The organism is Guptibacillus sedimenti, from assembly GCF_028610665.1.
GTDB lineage: Bacteria > Bacillota > Bacilli > Bacillales > Guptibacillaceae > Guptibacillus > Guptibacillus sedimenti.
Genome location: NZ_JAQQWV010000003.1, coordinates 220764 through 240164 on the forward strand (window position 1 = coordinate 220764; position 19401 = coordinate 240164).

Annotated in this window: 20 protein-coding genes and 1 riboswitch; all 20 genes read right to left on the bottom strand. The window is 38.8% G+C overall.

The genetic code is table 11. The features are described 5' to 3' along the window. Nucleotides 1–4: 4 nt before the first annotated feature. Nucleotides 5–1135, bottom strand: coding sequence for an amidohydrolase (locus PQ578_RS15585; protein WP_273835311.1), 1131 nt, complete (start codon nt 1133–1135; stop codon nt 5–7). Nucleotides 1136–1152: 17 nt separating this feature from the next. Then, nucleotides 1153–2532 carry a YjiH family protein gene (locus PQ578_RS15590; protein WP_273835312.1) on the bottom strand — a complete coding sequence of 460 codons (1380 nt, stop codon included), beginning with the start codon at nt 2530–2532 and terminating at the stop codon, nt 1153–1155. 26 nt (nt 2533–2558) lie between these two features. Then, the gene (locus PQ578_RS15595) at nt 2559–3413 is read right to left on the bottom strand and encodes a MurR/RpiR family transcriptional regulator (RefSeq protein WP_273835313.1); all 855 of its coding nucleotides are present in this window, start codon (nt 3411–3413) and stop codon (nt 2559–2561) included. Between the two features lie 182 nt (nt 3414–3595). Continuing rightward, nucleotides 3596–3982 (bottom strand): VOC family protein, encoded by a 387-nt coding sequence (locus tag PQ578_RS15600; RefSeq protein ID WP_273835314.1) that lies wholly within the window; start codon nt 3980–3982, stop codon nt 3596–3598. A gap of 135 nt (nt 3983–4117) precedes the next feature. Next, complete coding sequence (locus PQ578_RS22520; protein WP_420541573.1) at nt 4118–4186, bottom strand: ATP-dependent Clp protease proteolytic subunit; 69 nt, start codon at nt 4184–4186, stop codon at nt 4118–4120. Nucleotides 4187–4245: 59 nt separating this feature from the next. Continuing rightward, nucleotides 4246–4536 (bottom strand): hypothetical protein, encoded by a 291-nt coding sequence (locus PQ578_RS15605; protein ID WP_273835315.1) that lies wholly within the window; start codon nt 4534–4536, stop codon nt 4246–4248. Between the two features lie 133 nt (nt 4537–4669). Further along, complete coding sequence (locus tag PQ578_RS15610) at nt 4670–6196, bottom strand: multicopper oxidase family protein (protein WP_273835316.1); 1527 nt, start codon at nt 6194–6196, stop codon at nt 4670–4672. A 58-nt stretch (nt 6197–6254) separates the two neighbouring features. Further along, on the bottom strand, nt 6255–6470 hold the full coding sequence (locus PQ578_RS15615; RefSeq protein ID WP_273835317.1) for an SHOCT domain-containing protein: 216 nt from the start codon (nt 6468–6470) through the stop codon (nt 6255–6257). Between the two features lie 161 nt (nt 6471–6631). Beyond that, on the bottom strand, nt 6632–8626 hold the full coding sequence (locus tag PQ578_RS15620; RefSeq protein ID WP_273835319.1) for a heavy metal translocating P-type ATPase: 1995 nt from the start codon (nt 8624–8626) through the stop codon (nt 6632–6634). A gap of 143 nt (nt 8627–8769) precedes the next feature. Beyond that, on the bottom strand, nt 8770–9453 hold the full coding sequence (locus PQ578_RS15625) for a response regulator transcription factor (protein WP_273835322.1): 684 nt from the start codon (nt 9451–9453) through the stop codon (nt 8770–8772). Continuing rightward, on the bottom strand, nt 9425–10840 hold the full coding sequence (locus tag PQ578_RS15630) for a sensor histidine kinase (RefSeq protein ID WP_273835324.1): 1416 nt from the start codon (nt 10838–10840) through the stop codon (nt 9425–9427). Before PQ578_RS15630 ends, PQ578_RS15625 begins: the two co-directional genes overlap by 29 nt. Nucleotides 10841–10983: 143 nt before the next feature. Continuing rightward, a complete protein-coding gene (locus PQ578_RS15635; protein WP_273835326.1) occupies nt 10984–11313 on the bottom strand; it encodes a four-helix bundle copper-binding protein in 330 nt (109 codons plus the stop codon). A gap of 171 nt (nt 11314–11484) precedes the next feature. After that, entirely contained in the window at nt 11485–12453 is a 969-nt protein-coding gene (locus tag PQ578_RS15640) for a F510_1955 family glycosylhydrolase (RefSeq protein WP_273835327.1), read from the bottom strand. A gap of 59 nt (nt 12454–12512) precedes the next feature. Next, nucleotides 12513–13106, bottom strand: a complete 594-nt coding sequence (locus PQ578_RS15645; protein ID WP_273835329.1) for a YdhK family protein — start codon at nt 13104–13106, stop codon at nt 12513–12515. A gap of 162 nt (nt 13107–13268) precedes the next feature. After that, complete coding sequence (murB, locus tag PQ578_RS15650) at nt 13269–14192, bottom strand: UDP-N-acetylmuramate dehydrogenase (RefSeq protein ID WP_224880420.1); 924 nt, start codon at nt 14190–14192, stop codon at nt 13269–13271. Between the two features lie 375 nt (nt 14193–14567). Continuing rightward, nucleotides 14568–15617 carry a homocysteine S-methyltransferase family protein gene (locus PQ578_RS15655; protein ID WP_273835331.1) on the bottom strand — a complete coding sequence of 350 codons (1050 nt, stop codon included), beginning with the start codon at nt 15615–15617 and terminating at the stop codon, nt 14568–14570. Between the two features lie 81 nt (nt 15618–15698). Further along, a riboswitch (SAM riboswitch) is annotated at nt 15699–15808 on the bottom strand. A gap of 89 nt (nt 15809–15897) precedes the next feature. Then, nucleotides 15898–16905, bottom strand: coding sequence for a DUF3895 domain-containing protein (locus PQ578_RS15660; protein WP_273835333.1), 1008 nt, complete (start codon nt 16903–16905; stop codon nt 15898–15900). A gap of 128 nt (nt 16906–17033) precedes the next feature. Then, the gene (locus PQ578_RS15665) at nt 17034–17411 is read right to left on the bottom strand and encodes a hypothetical protein (RefSeq protein WP_273835335.1); all 378 of its coding nucleotides are present in this window, start codon (nt 17409–17411) and stop codon (nt 17034–17036) included. A 132-nt stretch (nt 17412–17543) separates the two neighbouring features. Then, nucleotides 17544–18611: a dual-specificity RNA methyltransferase RlmN gene (gene rlmN / locus PQ578_RS15670; protein WP_098443743.1), complete on the bottom strand. Its 1068-nt coding sequence runs from the start codon at nt 18609–18611 to the stop codon at nt 17544–17546. Nucleotides 18612–18763: 152 nt separating this feature from the next. Then, nucleotides 18764–19366 (bottom strand): CPBP family intramembrane glutamic endopeptidase, encoded by a 603-nt coding sequence (locus PQ578_RS15675; RefSeq protein ID WP_098443742.1) that lies wholly within the window; start codon nt 19364–19366, stop codon nt 18764–18766. Nucleotides 19367–19401 lie beyond the last annotated feature (35 nt).

The following is a 19401-nucleotide window of genomic DNA, read 5'->3' on the forward strand; positions in this document are numbered from 1 at the left end:
TTTGCTACCTTCTTTCTAGCCAGTTCTGTTGATCAGCTTCTAAAAGTAATTGGATTAGAATCTTCGTTCCATCCATTAAGGCTTCTTTATTAAAATGCATGTTCGGATGATGCAATCCAGGGAGTAGGTTACAGCCGAGCCCAATCATAGTTGAAGCGACTGAAGGGTGTTTCAACGCATAGAAATGAAAATCTTCCGCTCCTGGTGACGTACATTCTGATATGACGTTTTCGCGCCCTAAAGTGGCGCTTATCGCGATAGTCGCAAGGTCAATTGCAAGTGCATGTTTCACAGCTGCAGGAGAAAATTCGGCAGCGGAGGAAGTGATATCTGTTTTCGTTAACTCCGCCACTTTCGTCATGACGTGATTCGTTTCTCCAATAAGTTGGGTCATCGTCTCGTTAGATCTTGCTCTTAAATCCAGTGTGAATCGCGCTTTCGATGGGATTGAATTGGAAGCTTCACCTCCATGAAGTTCAGTGATTTTCACCGAGTAAGCGTCTGGAACGTCTAAATGGATTTGTTTTAGAGCTTGAATCATAGCCGCGGCTGCTTCGAGCGGGTTATTTCCCTTTTCTGGCCGCGCGGCGTGAGAAGGTACACCTTCAATCCATCCCTTTATACTCGTTGTTGCTCCATGAGAAATAACAGGGGCTGCTTTTCCTAGAGGGATTTCAATCGACGGACGTAAGTGAACCCCTCCGAGAAAGACAACATCTTTTAGTGCCTGCTCCTCGATCATTTTCAATGCCCCTTCAGCCGTTTCTTCTGCTGGTTGAAAAATAAACCGAATGGTGTGCTTCATTGGTTGCTTGATAAGGGAAAGCGCAGCAAATAATACCATCGTACTATGCGCGTCATGTCCACATGAATGGTTCGGCTTCACAACGCCCTCCACTTCTTGAACTAACGCATCCATATCGCCACGAAGCGCAATGACCTCAGTGCTGTTACGATTAAACTCTGCAACGAAACCGAAATGTCCTTCAAATGTTTGAATATGATACCCTGCGTCTGATAGCTTTTCTTTTAAATAACGTGAAGTTTTCTCTTCTTGCCAGCTTGCTTCAGCTAGTTCATGTAGATCTTCATAAGTTTTTAATATGTCATCATGATGCGCATCTACAAATTCCACTAAGATGCTCCTTTCTATTAAAAGATTACGTGTGCGATACCAACAACGATCGGCAAGGTAATACATGTACGAATGAGAAAAATAATAATCAAATCGAAAATGCTAACCGGAAGCTTCGAACCAAGAAGCAATCCACCCATCTCTGACATGTAAATTAATTGCGTAACCGAAACACAAGCGATGATAAAGCGAGTTAATTCACTTTCAATGCCGCTACCAATTACAGCAGGTAGAAACATATCGGCAAATCCAACAACCATGGTTTGGGCTGCTTCTCCTGCTTCAGGAACGTTCATTAGCGTTAGAATAGGTTCAAAAGGCTTTCCTAAATAAGAAAAGAAAGGAGTAAATTCTGCCGTAATTAATGCGATCGTACCTATGGCCATGACAATCGGTAATACGCCTAACCACATATCTAAAACGTTTTGCGTTCCTTCTTTTACTACGCTCAACGGTCCCTTGTTCTTTTGAGCTTTTGAAACAGCTTGTTGAAATCCCCAATTCGCTGATGAAATATTTTTAGGAATTCCCGTTTCTTCCTTCAATTCTGTTTGCTCATACCCATTGTTTGATTTCCGAGACAATGGCGGTATGCGTGGCATAATAAGAGCTGCTACTAGACCAGCAATAATGATTGTTGCGTAGTAATGGAGAAAATATTGTTCTAAATTTAAATAAGTAATAATGACAATCGTAAATGTAATCGAAACAACTGAAAAAGTAGTCGCAATGACAGCTGCTTCTCGTTTTGTGTAATATCCTTCTTCATATTGTTTGGTTGTCAGAAGGACACCGATTGTCCCGTCACCTACCCATGAAGCAAGGCAATCAAGCGATGATCGACCTGGTAATGTGAAGAGCGGTCTCATGATTTTAATAAGCAGTGCTCCAAAAAACTCGAGTAATCCGAAATTTAAAAGAAGTGGCAGTAATAGACCCGCTAGTAAAAACGTTGAAAATAGTATTGGAATTAAATCATAGATTAAAAGTCCACCTGTGTTTTCAGAGTGAATCATTTCAGGTCCTAGCTTAAAAAGCGTCATTCCGGCAAATACTGTTCCGAGTAATCGAGCGATTAACCAGAAAGGACTTACGTGAAGTAAAGTATGTAAACCGGTTCTTTTCGTTATAAATGATGGATTCATTGTAATTGCAATAAACGAACCGATTGTAGAAGCACCCATAATGAAAACGGTTATGGCTGGAATAAGAGTACCGATGGAATCATTGATTAATCCTGCCAAAAACGCAACAGGGATGGTGATTCCTCCATCCTGCTTAATAGGGACAATAAACAATAGAATTCCAATCAAGGATGGGATTAAAAACGTTAAGATATCCTTTGTGTCATAAGAAGTAACATTGATGTTTTCTTTTGGTTTGGGCAATCCATTCATAAACATTCCACCTTTTCCTTATCGTGTTATTCGACAAACCAGCTTTGTTTACTGTAGAGCTGTTCTAACTTTTGTTGACGAAGACTAATACGATCACGGTCTTTGAAGTGTATTCCTTTTAGGATCATTTCTAAAAGACTAATTACTGAGGAAATAGAGTGGTGACCTGACTCCATCTTCTCCTCCGTTGTTAAGGTAAGTGTTGAAAGCGAGCCTATGGGAGATAATTGCCGATTCGTAATGGAGATGACAGGGATCTGTTGCTGTTGTGACCACGTAGCAAGGTCAACCGCTTCTCTTCGATAACGCGGGAATGAAAACAGAAAGACAACAGAATCTTGCGTGAGATCACAAAGATCTTCAGGTGAGAAACCACTTGAATTCGAAAGACTAATCCCCTCCCTTAATTGCTTCAGATTATAATGCAGCCAGTATGCCGCTCCGTACGAACTTCCAAAGCCAGCAATGTAAACAGATTTTGCTTTAATCAGACGATCAATCACCTTCCAGATCTCGTCTTTGTCTATTTGCGTTAACAATTGCTGTAGGACAGCCGTTTCTTCCTTCACAATATCGTTAAAAAGGGTGTGTTCAGTTACTTCCTGTACATCAGAAGAATTTCCTACTTGTTTGGTTCTAGTTTTTCCTAACCAATGAGTTCGTACGGATTCCTGCATTTCAGAATATCCTTTAAATCCAAGTGCATAGGAGAAGCGAATGACAGTCGTTTCACTGACTCCCACTTTCCTTCCCATTTGAAAAGCGGTTAGCAATGCTCCTTCCTCATGATTTTGGGTGAGCCACTCTGCAACTTTTTTTTGACCGGTAGATAGGGAAGGATAATGCTGTTTAATCATTTGATTAATGGAAAGCTGGTTCATAGCTGCTCCTTTCGTTCGTTTATGAAGTTAATACTTCTTTTCATTTATTATAATGAATGATTCCCTTCATTTCTAGTTCTTTTTCAATTATTCTGAAATTTAATCATCATTTTAGTTATGGATTTAACGAAAAAAACATCATCAAATGAATGATGATGTTCAGTAAAAACAATCAGTCTATTTTACGCTTCGTTCTTTTCCATTACTGCAAAATAATGTTCTTCAGGATCTGCAAAGTTAAAAACGCGTCCTGAAGGCATCGACACAATTTCCCCAACGGTTATTTTTTTACTCTTAAAACTTTCGTATAAACGATCTAAATCGTTCGTGTAAAACATAAGGGATGGTGTTCCGAGATTAAGCTCAGGCTCCATCTTCGCTATTAACGCTTTATCATGAAGGACAATGCTTGTCCCCCCTTCCAGAGTTGGTGCTATCTCGATCCATCTCATTCCCCCGCTATTGTTCTCCTCTGCAACATGATGAAATCCAACCTTTTCTGTCCAAAATGCTAGTGCCTCATCCTGATCATCAACGTATAGCATGATTTGACCGATTTGATTAATCATTTCAACACTCCTTTTTATTTATTACGATTGCATTCAATTTATTTATTCTACATAGAGACTCGCTGACCTTTTGCAAAATAAAAAGGAACGGTTTCCCGTCCCTTAGATAATCTATTTTGTTTCTGGATGATTTCGTCAAAAAATTCCATACTCTTTTGCTTCTTGAGCACGCATATAATAATCACGATCCGTATCGCAAGTCAATTTTAGAAAAAAGCGCTTCTTTAGTTAAAGAAAAGCACCCCCACTTGGGAGTGCTTCCCTTATCGCAAATCGTCTTTTATAGCATTTGTGAATTCTGCGATCGCATCATTATCGATTCCTTGAGCGGATGCCATTTGCTTCAAGGATTCAGGATCTTGATGTTGAGGCTGTTGAGAATGCGATTGTGCCTTTTGGGAAGAATTTTGCTGTGAATGTTGCTGCATGCCACCAAATCCGTTTTGCATACGGTTGGTAAGGGCATAGGCTGCCGCTCCACCAAGAGCACTTAATGCCATAACAGTAGCGGTTTTACCTTTTCCTTTCTGGGTGTTACGCTTTTTATAATTCACTTCATATCACTTCCTTAGATAAAAGTTAAAAGACGTGTTTCTAATCGTTAGCCACACTGATTAGTTTAATTCAACTTTCACCTAATATACTGGTTCGTTTTCCCAAGAGTATGCTAAACACCGATTTACCTTTTTAATTTGGTGAATTGTTGTTTTTTCCTCCTAATTCAAACGGTGAGTAGACCCCTTTATAATCAACGATCGTCACCATACCACGATCTGCATGATTATTATCATGACAGTGAAACAACCATTCTCCTTGATTATTTGCTTTAAAATAAATGGTATATGTTTCACCAGGTTTTACGTGAATTAAATCTTTCACGAATGGAGCATTCAGTTCCTCACCATTTTTTGAAGTAACCTGAAACCTATGTCCATGTAAGTGCATTGGGTGATTCATTCTTCCAGAGTTCGTTATTTCGACCTTTACGATATCTCCGCTTTCAACTTGAATGGGTGGCGTATTTGGAAATGTTTCATCGTTAATCTGAAATGCCATCCCTTCTCCCATATCCATCCCCATGCTTAAATCCATGTTATACGTTACATCGGGGTTAGCTGGTACTTTAGTAAATATCACATTTTCACTGCCAAAAGTTGTCCCATCTACAACAGATGTATTAGAACTGAGAGGTGTATTCATTGCTGCAGAAACGTCATCCTTCTTTGTAACGACTGGAATTTTCATATCCTCTGCATTTTCAATGGTATTTGATTGTCCAATGACCGCTGGTTCCCCATCCTGTTTTGTGAAAGCAACATCAATCCTTTCGCCAGGGGCAATTTCTAATACATTCGATGATTCTGTTTTATCAGATACTTCTTCACCATCTGTCTCAATTACTTCTATGGAGTCTTCAGGAAATACCAATCGATGAACTTGGTACCCTGCATTAATGAAACGTAGCCTGGCTGTTTCACCTTCTTTTAAGACTAAAGGCTCAATAGAAGAACCAGCTTTCCCATTGATTGTGAACGTATCGTACATTTGCTTCGTATCTGCTTCTCCATCTCCTGACATGCTTCCCATCATCATTCCGCCAATATTAGATAAGTTCTGTTTATCTTGATTCACTGCCCATTCATCGAGGATAAAAATTTCATCTTTATCATATTTCTTTTTCTTCTCTTCAACAACAAGTGCACCATAAAGACCTTTATCTACCTGTAATGAGCTATGCTGATGTGAGTGATACCAGTACGTTCCCGCATCTCCAGCAATAAATTCATATGTGAACGATTCTCCTGGTTGAACAGCATCCTGTGTAAGTCCAGGTACACCGTCCATTTCATTTGGTAATAATACACCATGCCAGTGAATAGTAACTGGTACATCTAATTCATTTTTTAATTGAATCTTTACGTAATCCCCTTCTGTTACACGTATTTCTTCTCCTGGAACTGTTCCATTATAAGTCCAGGCATCGACTTTCTTTTCCTTGCTAATTTTCCATTCTTTTTTTTCCGCAGTTAAATTGAATTTCTTTACTGGTCGATCATCCACTTCTTGAGCATTTACTTCTATTATGCTAGTTCCATCTTGATTTACACTTGCGGGAAGTGAATTGTCAGTTAGTAAAGGTGACTTAAAAACAAGCCATCCTCCTATCATCAATAAAATGGCAATCATAGAACTACCAATTATTTTTTTTCTCATTTTTTTCACCTCGACGTCTAGAGTGATATTGCACTTATGAAAAAACGTTTCAGCCTTTTCATTGCTCACTAATTTTCTTTTTTAAGCGGTCATATTCTTCTTCAGAAATTTCTCCCCTAGCTAGCCGTTCTTTTAATGTTTCGAGTGAATTTAAATCACTTGATTTCTTTTCAGGCTTCATCATCCATACGATGATTGCAATAATAGCTATAGCAATTAGGATTCCAAAAAATCCGAATCCCCAGAATCCATCGTTCATTCCGCCGCTCATCATAAAAATCGCCCCCTTATAACTTGATGCACACACTTATATACCCGCGTAGGTATTTTGGTAATCATGTTTACTCCTCATAATTTAATTTGTTGGTGCCGATTTAGTTCAGTGTAATATGATAACTAGTTAGAAGCGATCAAAACCGCTTCTAACCCAGCTATTTACGCTTTTAATAACTTTGCATTTATCGCTACAATAACCGTACTAAAAGACATGAGTACCGCACCAATTGCTGGACTTAGAACGATGCCGATTGGATATAAAACCCCTGCAGCGAGCGGGATGGCAATAATGTTATAGCCTGCTGCCCACCAGAGATTTTGAATCATTTTCTTATAGGTTACTTTTGATAATTCAATAATCGATACCACCTCTTCAGGATTACTTTTTACTAAAACCACATCGGCCGTTTCCATGGCGACATCTGTTCCTGCTCCAATCGCAATTCCAAGATCAGCATTTGCTAAAGCTGGAGCGTCATTCACTCCGTCTCCCGTCATCGCCACTTTTAATCCTTTTTGTTTGATTTTCTTTATCTGATCGGCTTTCTCGTGAGGAAGAACTTCTGCATAAATTTCAGTTAAATCAAGTTGTTTCGCAACCCATGTTGCTACCTGTTTATTATCACCTGTAAGCATCATAGATGAGACATTTAAGTTTTTTAATTGCTGTATGGCATTCTTTGCACTTTCTCGAATCCTATCAGCAAGTGCGATCATAGCCACTAATTCTCCATCGACTAAAACGAATACAACTGTTTTTCCCTGTTTGGCAAGATCCGCATAGCGGTCTTTTTGATAATCGATTTCTTCATCTTTCATATAACCTGGACTAACAACCATTACTTTTTTATTATCGACCCTTGCTTGTAATCCCTTACCGGTAATCGATTGAAAATCCTCAACGGACTTCAAGTTCACGTTTCTCTCTTTTGCATCCTCAACTATGCCGCGAGCTATCGGATGTTCTGATTCAGATTCAACGGAAGCAGCTAGAAGAATGATTTCATCTTCTTCTTTCTCAGTAATGATATCTGTTATTCCAAATTTCCCCTCTGTTAGTGTACCAGTCTTATCAAAGACGACCGCTTCTAACTTTCTTGCTTCCTCAAAGCTTGTTCGGTTGCGTATGAGCAGTCCTTTTTTCGCCGATAAGGCGGTTGATCTTGCGACGACAAGAGGTGCTGCAAGACCTAAAGCATGTGGACAGGCAATGACCATGACTGTCACCATACGTTCTAAAGCAAAAACAAAATCATACCCAAGTAAAACCCAAGTTAGTAATGTTATTATTCCTGTTACAAGCGCAAGGTAGAAAAGCCATTTAGCAGCACGATCTGAAAAATTCTGTGTTCTTGATTTCGATTCTTGAGCTTCTCTCACCATTGTGACAACTTGAGAAAGATAGCTATCTTCACCGGTTTTTTCAACTTTTACAGTCAAAGAACCTTCTCCGTTAATCGAGGCACCTATAACTTCATCATTTTTTTCTTTTTCCACTGGTACAGATTCACCCGTTAACATCGATTCGTCAATCGAAGATTGTCCCTTTACAATTGTTCCATCAACGGGGACTTTTTCTCCAGGTTTAATAAGCAAGTGGTCTCCTTCGTTTAATTCTGATGTAGGAACATCTTCAATAGAGCCGTCTTCGCTAACACGATGAGCCTCAGATGGCATCAGTTTTACTAGCTCTTCTAGTGCTTTTGATGCTCCCATCACTGATTTCATTTCGATCCAATGACCGAGAAGCATAATATCAATTAGAGTCGCTAGCTCCCAAAAGAAGTTTTTCCCAGATAAACCGAATACCGTCAATGAACTATAGACATATGCGACGATAATGGCAAGTGCAATAAGTGTCATCATTCCAGGGTTTTTATCTTTTAGTTCCCTCCATGCTCCTGTGAGGAAAGGCCACCCTCCATAAAAAAAGATAACAGTCGAAAGAGCAAATAAAATGTAGAGATCTCCCGTGAATCTTAAGTTTAGATTAACGAAATTTTGTAACATAGGTGACAAAACGAGTATAGGTAGTGTGATTAATAAAGAAAGATAAAACCTCTTTTTAAAATCTTCTACCATATGTGCGTGATGAGAACTGTGATCTTGCTTATGTTCGGAATGGTGATGTTCTTCATGCTTAGAATGGTCCATACTAGCCTCCTTCTTTTAGTATAAGATGGTAGATGTTATTCATCTTCACTTATTGTTCCCAAAAAATATCCAGATTTGATCGAGATAATGTGAAAGAAAAAATGACCACCAATTAGGCAGTCATAGTCGTGGGTAACCATTAATTATGGAGATTCATTTTTCCACTTGTAACCTACACCCCAGATGGTGATTAAATGGTTGGTGATTTGAAAGTCCGCATGTCTACACTTTTCACGCAAATTTCGAATATGTGAATCAATCGTGCGTCCTTCTGTGTTTGATTCAAATCCCCAAATCAACTGGATCAGATGTTCTCGGCTAAATACTTTTTCGGGATTTTTCAAGAATAGGCCAAGCAACTTAAATTCAATGGGAGTCATAGGAATAGGCACACTATAATATGATACGAGATGTTTGTCTGCATCCCAGGTTAGTCCTTTGAAGATCACTTGATTTTGATTAACTTGTTTTACGCGTCGAGCCAAAGCTTCCATTCTAGCAAGAAGAACACGTTCATCAAATGGTTTTGTGATGTAATCATCTGCGCCTAACTTGAATCCTTTAACAATATCTTCATTTTGCTCTCTTGCTGTTAACATGATAATCGGCACCTCTGATTGATTTCGGATTTCTTCACACGTCGCAAAGCCGTCCATGTCGGGCATCATTATATCTAACAAAACGAGATCTATTTTGTGTTCAGTTAATCTATGTAGTGCTTCTATGCCTGTATATGCTTCATAAATGGTGTACCCATTTGGTTTCAAATAAAGAGAGATTAGCTCTACCATCCGCTCTTCATCGTCTACAATCAGCACATTTTTCACGTGATTCACCTCCTAACAAAACAATGGTGATCGTTGTCCCTTTTCCTTTTTGACTTTCCGCCTTTATACTACCTCCATGCTTCTCGATAATTTCTTTAGCGATAGCAAGACCAAGTCCAGAACCTCCGTACTTTCTTGAACGTGACTTATCAACCCGATAGAGACGTTCAAAAATGAAAGGCAAATCCTTTTCAGGAATTCCTTCTCCCTCATCAATTACTCTAACAATCACGTCGCTTTGAAAAGATTGAACTTCGATGAGTACCGTTTTTCCTGACTCACTATAATGCAGAGCATTGTCCAAAAGGTTTAAAATCACTTGAGAAAACCTTGTAGAATCAATATCAAGATGGATTTTATTCTGACAGGACACGATAAGATTAATCCCCTTACCTTCAAAAGCAGGCCTTACTTTCTCCCTTACCTGATGAATCAACGAACACAATTCGACTTCCTCACGATCGATCACAAATCCTTGTTGGTCCATTTTAGCCATATCAAACAAATCTCGAACGAGAGAAGTTAAGTTCTCTGATTCTTCTTTAATAATTGAAAGATAAGTACTTCTCTCTGTAGAAGATAACTCTTCTCGTTGAGCGATGTCTGCATAACCACTCAAATAAGTTAACGGTGTTCTTAGTTCATGAGCAATATTCGCTAGAAAATCACTACGATCATTTTTTAATCGGAGCAAATCATCTGATAAGCTTTGAATCCCTTTCGCTAATTCACCTAATTCGTCGTTTCGATCCACTTTTAAGGAGACATTATGATCCCCTGTGCTCATTTGCTGCGTTGCTACTTTCATCTCAATCAATGGACGTGTAATCATCCTTGAAAGATAAATAATTGTAATAACGGTGAGGAAGAGTGCGAGACCACTAATGATCAAAAATTGGGTTGTTAAATGATCGCGTACTTCGCGAATACTCTTTGTATCGAGGATCATATAGACGTTTCCGACAAGCTCATCATTTACCACGATGGGAGAACCGGTCATAACATAAGGTTCATTGCCCCAATCGCCTTCCACTATATCTCCTGACACTGGAAGAGGAGATGATGAGGCAAGGGTTGTTCTGATCATAGACGTCACAGTATTCGAATGAACGAGAACGCTATTCCTTTCATCTGTAATAATTACTTGAGTTTCAGCTTCAGATTCCATTAGAGCAACGTGTTCCATTGTTTCACGATCGAAATGTTTTTCTAGGACATCTCTATGACTGTTTCCCCGCGCTAGAAGGGCATCAGTTTCAGCCATAATCCGCTCATTTAAAAAGCCGAAGTATAGCACCAGAAACAAAATCCCCTCAAGGAGTAAGATGCTTGTAAGAAAAAACAGACCTAATTTTGTTGCTAATTTACTTTTTCTCTTCAATCTCATTTCTCTCTCCTTGTCTTCAGCTATTCTACCAGCATTATATCGAGAAAGTGTGCAGCTTGTCTGCTTTGTTTCAAGATGAACAAATTGGTGATAAAAAAAGAAGCCTGCTTATGATTCAACAGACTTCTTAACTCATTCTACAATTATGCTGCTAATTTCTTACACTCTTCCGCACATTTAAAACATGACTCTGCACAATCCTGACAGTGTTTGTGATCGTGCTTTTTACACTCGTTTCCACATGCCTCACAAATGGTAGCACATGCTTGAGCAAGTTCAGAGGCAAATGGGGTTCCTCTTACAAGGGCTTGTTCAAGAAATCCACAGATATCCGCACATTCTCTGTCCAAACGAATACACTCAACCATCATTTTTACATCTTCTTCTTTTAAACAAGCGTCATAGCAGTGATTGCATGCAGTCATACATTCGTGGAGTGTTTGAATCATTGAACCGTACTTTTCATGTGACATGATTAAATTCCTCCTTAATAATGTAATACACTGTCATATTTTCCTATTTACTTGATAATAAACGTAAAAACGAAATAAAGTTGCTAAGATGTAAATTTCATTAATTCTGCACAAATTCTGGATAATTTGAGGGAATTGTTGAAAGTTTAAGTAGGAGACATGATGTCGCAATTAGTTTATTTTACCCTGATCGATTAAAGTGACCCAAGATTCCCCGCCATCTTTTGTTTGATAGAGACTACCATCAGATGTATGAAAAGAAATCTCATTTTCATTTTGTGGATTCACCGCGAGATAATCAATCGCCTTTTCTATTTTGTTCGGCATAGAAATGGGCGTTTCTTCTCTGTTCTTAAGGGACACAAGTTGGCTAGCTGCTCCCTGTTTGGCGAAGATGATACGGTCTTTAAGAAAGACCATTGAGGTGATAGAGCTGCCCTTTGTCATTGGTGTAAACGACTCTCCTTGATCTTCAGAAAGGTAAAGTCCCTTTGGCGAAGTTATGGCTACGACGTTAGCATCACTAGGGTGAGCGAAAATCCCATTAATTTGATCGGGAGTCCCCTTTAAGTTTACTTGATTCCAATCACTTGCATCCTCACTATAATAAACACCTATGTCCATTTCGCTGTTCTTCTGTTGATTTACGGCATAAATGCTGTGCGTTTCATAGCCTACCGCTAAATAGTGAAAATCAGATTCTCCTTGAAAACCTAGCTGCTCGAGCGTCTTTCCTCGATCAGTACTTTTGATTAATCCGAGCGGATTTGGTAAATCGGATGCTTCGCCAGGGTGTCCACTACTATAAAAACCATCAGACGCGGCCTGGAAGCCCATATAGTCATGGTTGTTTGCTTTAGCTTCATACCAGGTTCCATCAAGATAAATCAGCGGTCCTAGATGAGTCGCCACGAATAATTCATGTTGATTGCCAGGATACCCGATTCCATGAACATGGTTAATTTGCTTGCGTGAAGTCGGTTTATAAAAGTTTGATTCTGATAACGATGCCGTTTCTTTTTCTTTCTTTTGGGTTTCCTTTACCTCATTATTGCTTTCTACTGGTTTTGAGTTTTCTTCCTGACATCCTGCAATAATAAGAAGCAGCGCCCCAAAAATTATTATCCAATGTTTCTTCAAAACAATTCATCCTTTATGTGTTGTCTTATTCATTCGCCATTGCGCGACATCTATAAACTTTATTGCTCAATAGGAGATAATTCATCTTCCGTTACCCATTTATGATTGGTTACCTCTTCGCCTCCAGTTGTCGGCATATAGTCTATCATATAAACAGTAGTTTGGTTGGCTGAATCAATTGTTGCATTGGCTCCTTCCATCCCTTTCATATGGGAAGCATTAAGCGTTACTTCTGTACCGGGTGTTAAAGGCGCGTTATCAGGTTGATCAAGTTCCTCGTGGATCACCCATTTGTGATTCTCTACAAGTTCTCCACCATTCGTAGGCATATAGGAAACAACATATGAGGTAGTTTCAAAAGCTCCTGAGATCGTGGCTTCTGCACCTTTCATTCCTTTCATATGATCTGTTTCAATGATTGCTTTACTGCCTTCTGGATAAGCAGGATTTTCAGCCCTTTTTAACCCTTCAGGTACTTCTGAAGAGCCGGAGTGTTCCATCTCTTCCATGTGATTCTCGGAGTTTGCTGAAGTGTTAGAAGTCGATTGGTTGTTTTCGGACTCCTGATTTATGCCCTCGTTATTGTTTCCACATGCTGCAAGAATAAGTGATAGTGATAATCCTAATCCTAAAATAACTTTTTTTGTTTTCATATATACCCTCCTATGATTGGTTTCATTTACCATCAAAGACTACTTTATCTAGAAATTGTGCACTTATCGTGCAGATTGAATTTGTTCACAGTATGATCAAAAGTTGTCTATCTTAAATAAATCACAAAAAAACAGCCGCTCAATTGAGTGGCTGACTTCTCTTTATGCTTGCTCAGGTGGTTCACCAATAACGCGTACTTCACGTTCAAGCTCGACATCAAACTTTTCTTTTACTGTTCTTTGAACGTGATGAATCACATCCAAATAGTCTGTTGCAGTAGCATTATCGATATTTACAATAAATCCAGCATGCTTTTTAGAAACTTCGGCCCCACCGATTCGTGTACCTTGGAGTTCAGAGTCCTGAATTAATTTACCTGCAAATAGTCCAGGAGGACGTTTAAATACACTACCACAAGAAGGGTATTCTAGCGGCTGTTTTGTTTCGCGCTTCTCAGTTAGGTCATCCATGATCGCTTTGATTTCATTATAGTCGCCATCTTTTAGAGCGAAGGTTGCTTCTAAAACAAGCAAACCTTTTTCATCTACGTTACTGTGACGATAAGATAAATCAAGTTCATCAGCGGTTAATTTAATTAACTTTCCTTCTTTCGTTACAGCGAGCACACTTTCGAGACAATCAGCTATCTCTCCACCGTATGCTCCTGCGTTCATATAAACAGCTCCACCAACAGAACCTGGTATACCACATGCAAACTCGAGACCGCTAAGTTTGCCATCACGCGCAAATTCAGATGCATCAATAATTCGAGCGCCTGCTTGAGCAATCACTTTTTTGTCTTTTTTATTAATCGATTTTAAAGAAGATAGATTCAAGACAATACCGCGAATACCACCATCTTGAATGATTACATTCGAACCTTTCCCGAGTATCGTTAAAGGATATTTTTTTTGAAAAGCATATTCTACCGCAGCTCTTGCATCTTCAATTGTGTTAGGAAAAACAAGAACATCTGCACATCCACCCATCCTAGTATAGGTGTGGGCATTTAAAGGCTCATTTATTTTCAATTCCGCTTCTGGCAAAATCGAGCGGAGTTCATTTATTACATTTTGATTATCCATAGGCTACCTCGCTTATAAAACAAGTTCTTTTTGTTATGATTTCATTAGAGTTTCGTTGTGTCACATATTCAAACACATTTAAAATAATAACACAACTGATGTCTGAATATGATCATTTTGACAAAAGAAGCTACTATTTTCAAATGAATCTTACGCTAAGGATATAAAAAGCAAGATTTTTCATTGCGAAAAGCTGCTTTTATAACAAAAATCGGGCCGGGATCAATCGTAAAATGTATTGATGTTTTATTACATGCAGACATATCTGTATTGGTTCCATTTTCACTTTCTTTTTATCGTTATTGCCAATACGTTACTGGCCTATTCTTTTTGCAGTAAAAAACGGAGAGGTTTCCCGCTCCGTTTTGTCATCATCTATGCCTTCTGTCGATATGCCGTATTGTTTTTCTTTAACGATTCATCTGATCCAAACAGAAAATGTTTCTCCATATTTGGAGAGTAAATAGAATTCACAGCTTTTCTACCTACTGTTTCAGCGACTTCTCTCAACATACTTGGAGAAGCACCACAACATAGTCCAAAATAATTTACCCCGACACTTTTTGCTTCTTTTGCCCATTCTGCTAATTCATAACGGTTGCAATAAAGTGGATCGAGAGATGTTGGAAAGGTTGTCTCTGTAGGCAATGTACAGGCACAGCCGCCATCAGGTAAGTTAAAAAATGTTGGATGTTCTTCTGTGGTGCGATAAGGAATGGGGAGTGCGCCAACATATCCAGTAACAGACTGCCTAATCTTCTCGATGTATGGCTGCATTGTAGCGGGTCCTCGAAAACAGTTCATTCCTACAACTAGCGCTCCATGTTCTTCTAGCAACCGGCAAGCTTCCTCAACGGTATAGCCGTCTCTTAAAATGTTTTCACTCATAAGTCCAAGTGTAATAACTGCTGGAAGATCATGTTTTTGAATTTCTTCTAAGGCTATTTTCGCTTCTTCGTAATAATAAAATGTTTCCCCATTAATGAAATCAACGCCTTCTTCTTTACTCCATTTTACCATTTCAGCAAACATGGAACGAATTTGTTCTTTACTGTCTTCATCGTCAGGGTCAAATAGATTTGTGTTTGATATATTGCCTGCTACAAGTGCTTCTTCTTCAGGGTGTTCTTTTGCTACCTCTTTTGCAAGACGAATCGCTTGTCGATTGAGGGGCTCTAGCAACTCTTCTTTTCCAATAATTCTCATTTTCTCTCGGTGGCCATTATACGTAAAAGCTAGCACGACATCAGATCCTGCAAGCATATAATCTCGATAGGTTTGTTTAAGAGCTTCGGGATTATCTAGGGCAACTTCTGGCACGAATGATCCTGCTTGGAGATAACCACGTCGTTCTAATTCAAACAGATAACCTTCCCCGCAAATGACTGGGCCATCTTGCAGGCGTTGTTGAAGTGTTCTTTTCATGTGTAACAGCTCCTTATTCTCTGTAAAATAAAAAATCCCTCTTCTTAAAAAATAAGAAGAGGGATTACTAACAGAATCCTCCTCTTATCTTCCAGATGACATCATCTGTAGGATTTGGCACCAGCTTCAACTGAAGTTGAAAGGTTGCCGGGCATCATAGGGCCTATTCCCTCCGCCACTCTTGATAAGAGTATTGATTTAATTTTCGAACATGTTTGAAATTATAGACCTGGTATAATGAAATGTCAATGCTTTATCTGATAATTATGAAATGTCAGGATCATCGTCCTCTTTTTAATCGATAAATGCGATCTTCCCGTCCAAGCGGCTCAACAGACATGGAGCCCGATGCCACATAAGAATCGAGATACGTGCAAACTGCATAGTAAATTTTCGGTTTCTTTGTCGAGTAGCGTTTGTCTTGAACTTTTCCTTCTTTGATTAAGAGCTCGCAAATCATCAACGCACTCTCTGTACCTTGTTGAATATAGCCGTCTATCGCTTTCTGAGTTGGAAACGAAAGATCTCCCACAAAATAAGTTTCTTTCGGTTTCTCACTTGTTATTTCTTGTAAAGGTTCCTGCGCTTCTTCAGCGAACAAATCAAAAGAGCCTTGTAACTCATCTTGAGTTAGAGTTTCTTTAGGTTTCAAGTCTTCTTTTTTCTGTGTTGGGATATCTAAAGCCTCTAACGTATTACTACCTCTTTGTAACGCTTCTTTTTCTTCACGGTAACTTCTGATTAAACTATTTAACCGTTTTTCTTGTCGATCAAGTAACGGAAGTTGTAAGGAAAGTGGCTCTTCAATATCGGTTGGTAGCTTCAAACCTTCAGGGATGTCATATGTAGGAGAGCCGTTTTGCATTTTTAATAAGAGTTCATCTAACTCATAATCAATTTTTGTAAAACCTTGTACAACTTCTTTTACGATGGTACCTGGTAAGCCAGTGTGTTCTTCGAAATGATTAATACCAAAACGACGCACTTCACCTGTTTTTACATGTCGAACAATATATTGATAGCGTAATGCACGACCACATTCGCATTTTAGATCTTCTGAGACAGCGCCTGCATCCAGGTAATCGTCTAGTATCCAATCGTCAAGCAACATTCCAATTTCCTCATCAGTAGCTCCGTTTGGAATCATTCTTCCTTTACTTTGAGCAATCACATTCGCAAATGCTGTTTTTTTACCTCGTTTAAGAATATTCATAAGATATGATTGTTGGTCAAATGTAAGATCTTGTAGTATTTGATCTCTCTCAGAGTTCGTAAGGCTCTTTGTCATATAAATCCCTCTCTATGCAATAGTAACGCCATTATAACAGGTATTGCTGTTGTGATGACCCGATCAACTTAATTCTTATAAGAAGAAAAGCCAATCCTGAAAACGAATTGGCGATTTGTTAGGAAAATTTATTTTCTTTCAGGCATAAATGATAAAGATCCTCTGGCACCAACTACAACTCTTTTGGAAACAACTTTTCCGCCTTCATCGTATAAAAGATAGAGTTTTCCTTCTTTCACTTCTCCTTTTATATAAGAAGCTGATGGGTATAGGTCCTTTAAATCATCTATTTGATATACTTTTACCCGTTCTCTAGTTTGATCGAACACTTCAAGTGAAGTAATTTGTTTATTTTCTCTAAAAATATAAATATCGTTATATCCAGACTTTATGCTTGTATCTTCCCCCATTAACTCAAAAGGTAGGCTTTCACGTTGATAATCCGTGTATAGTCCAGATCCAATCCAGATGCATAGTAAACTAAAAACAATCATTAAACCTTTCATATTTTGTCTCCTTACTCACAAGTTGAACTCAAGCTAGCTTGTTTTCAGTGTATGCATTAAAAAATGGTTGGTGTGATTGCCTTTGTATATAAAAAGACGCCACCATTTATGGTGAGCGTCTTTTTATTCGTGCTATTTTCCTGCGTTTTCTAGTTTCTTCACTTGCTTACTACGAAGCTGACCGCAAGCTGCATCAATGTCTGTCCCGTTCTCATGACGGATCACGCAGTTAATGCCGTTCTTCTTAAGCGTATCATAGAACGCAAGAATCGATTCTTTTTCACTACGCTGATAAGAGTGATCATCAACCGGGTTGTATGGAATCAAGTTTACGTATGAAAGATGGCGCTTATCAGCTAGTAGATTGGCGAGTTGTTTCGCTTCTTCTACGTGATCATTAACATCTCTCAACATGATATACTCGAACGTAATTCTGCGGTTGGTTTTCTCAAGATAGTAATCAATTGCAGGCATTAGTTTTCCAAGTGGATAAGCTTTATTGATTTTCATAATCTTGGTTCGAAGCTCATCATTAGGCGCGTGAAGTGAGATCGCAAGGTTCACTTGTAAATCTTCATTGGCAAAATCGTAAATTTGCTTCGCAAGTCCACTTGTAGAAACCGTGATATGGCGAGCGCCAATGCAAAGACCTTTTTGAGAATTAACGATATGAAGGAAGTCCATCATATTATCGTAGTTATCAAATGGTTCCCCAATTCCCATAATAACAATGTGACTTACGCGTTCTTCATTAGCCTTTTCATCAAGGGCGTGCTGAACGTTCATAATTTGCTCAACAATTTCTCCACTTGTAAGGTCACGGCTCTTTTTAAGAAGTCCACTTGCACAGAAGGAACAACCGATATTACAACCTACTTGTGTCGTCACACAGACCGATTGACCGTAATGAAAACGCATGAGTACCGTTTCAATAACGTTTCCGTCTTGTAGTTTGAACAAGAACTTAATCGTACCGTCAGAAGATTCCTGCTTGATTTCTTGAGTTAATGTCTGGATAGCAAAATTCTCTTCCAATAGCTTAATACAGTCTTTATTTACGTTATTCATTTGAGAAAATTCTTTAACACGTTTTTTATAGAGCCAATCCCAAACTTGGGAGGCACGGAATTTTTTGTGACCACGTTCTAGCAACCATTCAGTTAGCTGATCAAACGTTAATCCGTATATTGATTCTTTCATTTATAACCCTCTTTTCAATTCTTAGCCATTCATTCTAATACTACTAGAAGTATAACCAAGTCGCAACCGCTTAGTCTAGAATAGTGACATCATTTGCAGGGATTGAGTGAAAAAGAAAACGACCTTCCCCATTAGGAAAAGTCATTTGTTCCTTAAAGTAGCGGAATAAAAACGAGAATAAGAAGATCGAAAAGAATATGCGATAGGAGTGGGACCCAAAAATTTTTTGTTTTTTCATATAGCCATCCCCACGCCATTCCGCCGCCTATTGCTGCTGCTACTAATAAATAGGCATCTGAGTAAAGATGGGCTGTCGCATATAAAATGGTTGCGATGAAAATGGTGTCTCCTTTTTTATACCGTTTCAATTGTTGCTGGATATACCCTCTCCAATATATCTCTTCTCCTGGGATGACGATTAGAATAAGACTAATAAAATGCCAGGCTTTAACTGGTTCCACAATATCGTAAAAGCGTTCCATGTCTTCAAATAATGAGGGATAAACCCACTTGATTCCTTCTATTCCAATATACGAAATCGCATAAAGCAAGATGGCACTAATCAGGATATAACACCAGTTGCTAATTGTTATTTTTCGAAACGAAAGCGTTCCTGTTTTCACACTTAGGAAAATTAAAATCGCAAGTGTGACAGTAAAAACAGGCCAAAACGTTTCTGGATAGTGAACAAAGCTTAAAAACAAGAGAATATGCGCTAATAAAAGTGTGCTAAGGATTATGATTTTCTGGTTCATGCGTTCGTCATCCTATCTTGTTGGCCATTTTTCTT

Coding starts and splice junctions, on each gene's coding strand:
- PQ578_RS15590 (WP_273835312.1), bottom strand. CDS start 2,532: ATGAATGGATTGCCCAAACCAAAAGAAAACATCAATGTTACTTCTTAT.
- PQ578_RS15595 (WP_273835313.1), bottom strand. CDS start 3,413: ATGAACCAGCTTTCCATTAATCAAATGATTAAACAGCATTATCCTTCC.
- PQ578_RS15600 (WP_273835314.1), bottom strand. CDS start 3,982: ATGATTAATCAAATCGGTCAAATCATGCTATACGTTGATGATCAGGAT.
- PQ578_RS15610 (WP_273835316.1), bottom strand. CDS start 6,196: ATGAGAAAAAAAATAATTGGTAGTTCTATGATTGCCATTTTATTGATG.
- PQ578_RS15615 (WP_273835317.1), bottom strand. CDS start 6,470: ATGATGAGCGGCGGAATGAACGATGGATTCTGGGGATTCGGATTTTTT.
- PQ578_RS15620 (WP_273835319.1), bottom strand. CDS start 8,626: ATGGACCATTCTAAGCATGAAGAACATCACCATTCCGAACATAAGCAA.
- PQ578_RS15630 (WP_273835324.1), bottom strand. CDS start 10,840: ATGAGATTGAAGAGAAAAAGTAAATTAGCAACAAAATTAGGTCTGTTT.
- PQ578_RS15635 (WP_273835326.1), bottom strand. CDS start 11,313: ATGTCACATGAAAAGTACGGTTCAATGATTCAAACACTCCACGAATGT.
- PQ578_RS15645 (WP_273835329.1), bottom strand. CDS start 13,106: ATGAAAACAAAAAAAGTTATTTTAGGATTAGGATTATCACTATCACTT.
- murB (WP_224880420.1), bottom strand. CDS start 14,192: ATGGATAATCAAAATGTAATAAATGAACTCCGCTCGATTTTGCCAGAA.
- PQ578_RS15655 (WP_273835331.1), bottom strand. CDS start 15,617: ATGAAAAGAACACTTCAACAACGCCTGCAAGATGGCCCAGTCATTTGC.
- PQ578_RS15660 (WP_273835333.1), bottom strand. CDS start 16,905: ATGACAAAGAGCCTTACGAACTCTGAGAGAGATCAAATACTACAAGAT.
- PQ578_RS15665 (WP_273835335.1), bottom strand. CDS start 17,411: ATGAAAGGTTTAATGATTGTTTTTAGTTTACTATGCATCTGGATTGGA.
- rlmN (WP_098443743.1), bottom strand. CDS start 18,611: ATGAAAGAATCAATATACGGATTAACGTTTGATCAGCTAACTGAATGG.
- PQ578_RS15675 (WP_098443742.1), bottom strand. CDS start 19,366: ATGAACCAGAAAATCATAATCCTTAGCACACTTTTATTAGCGCATATT.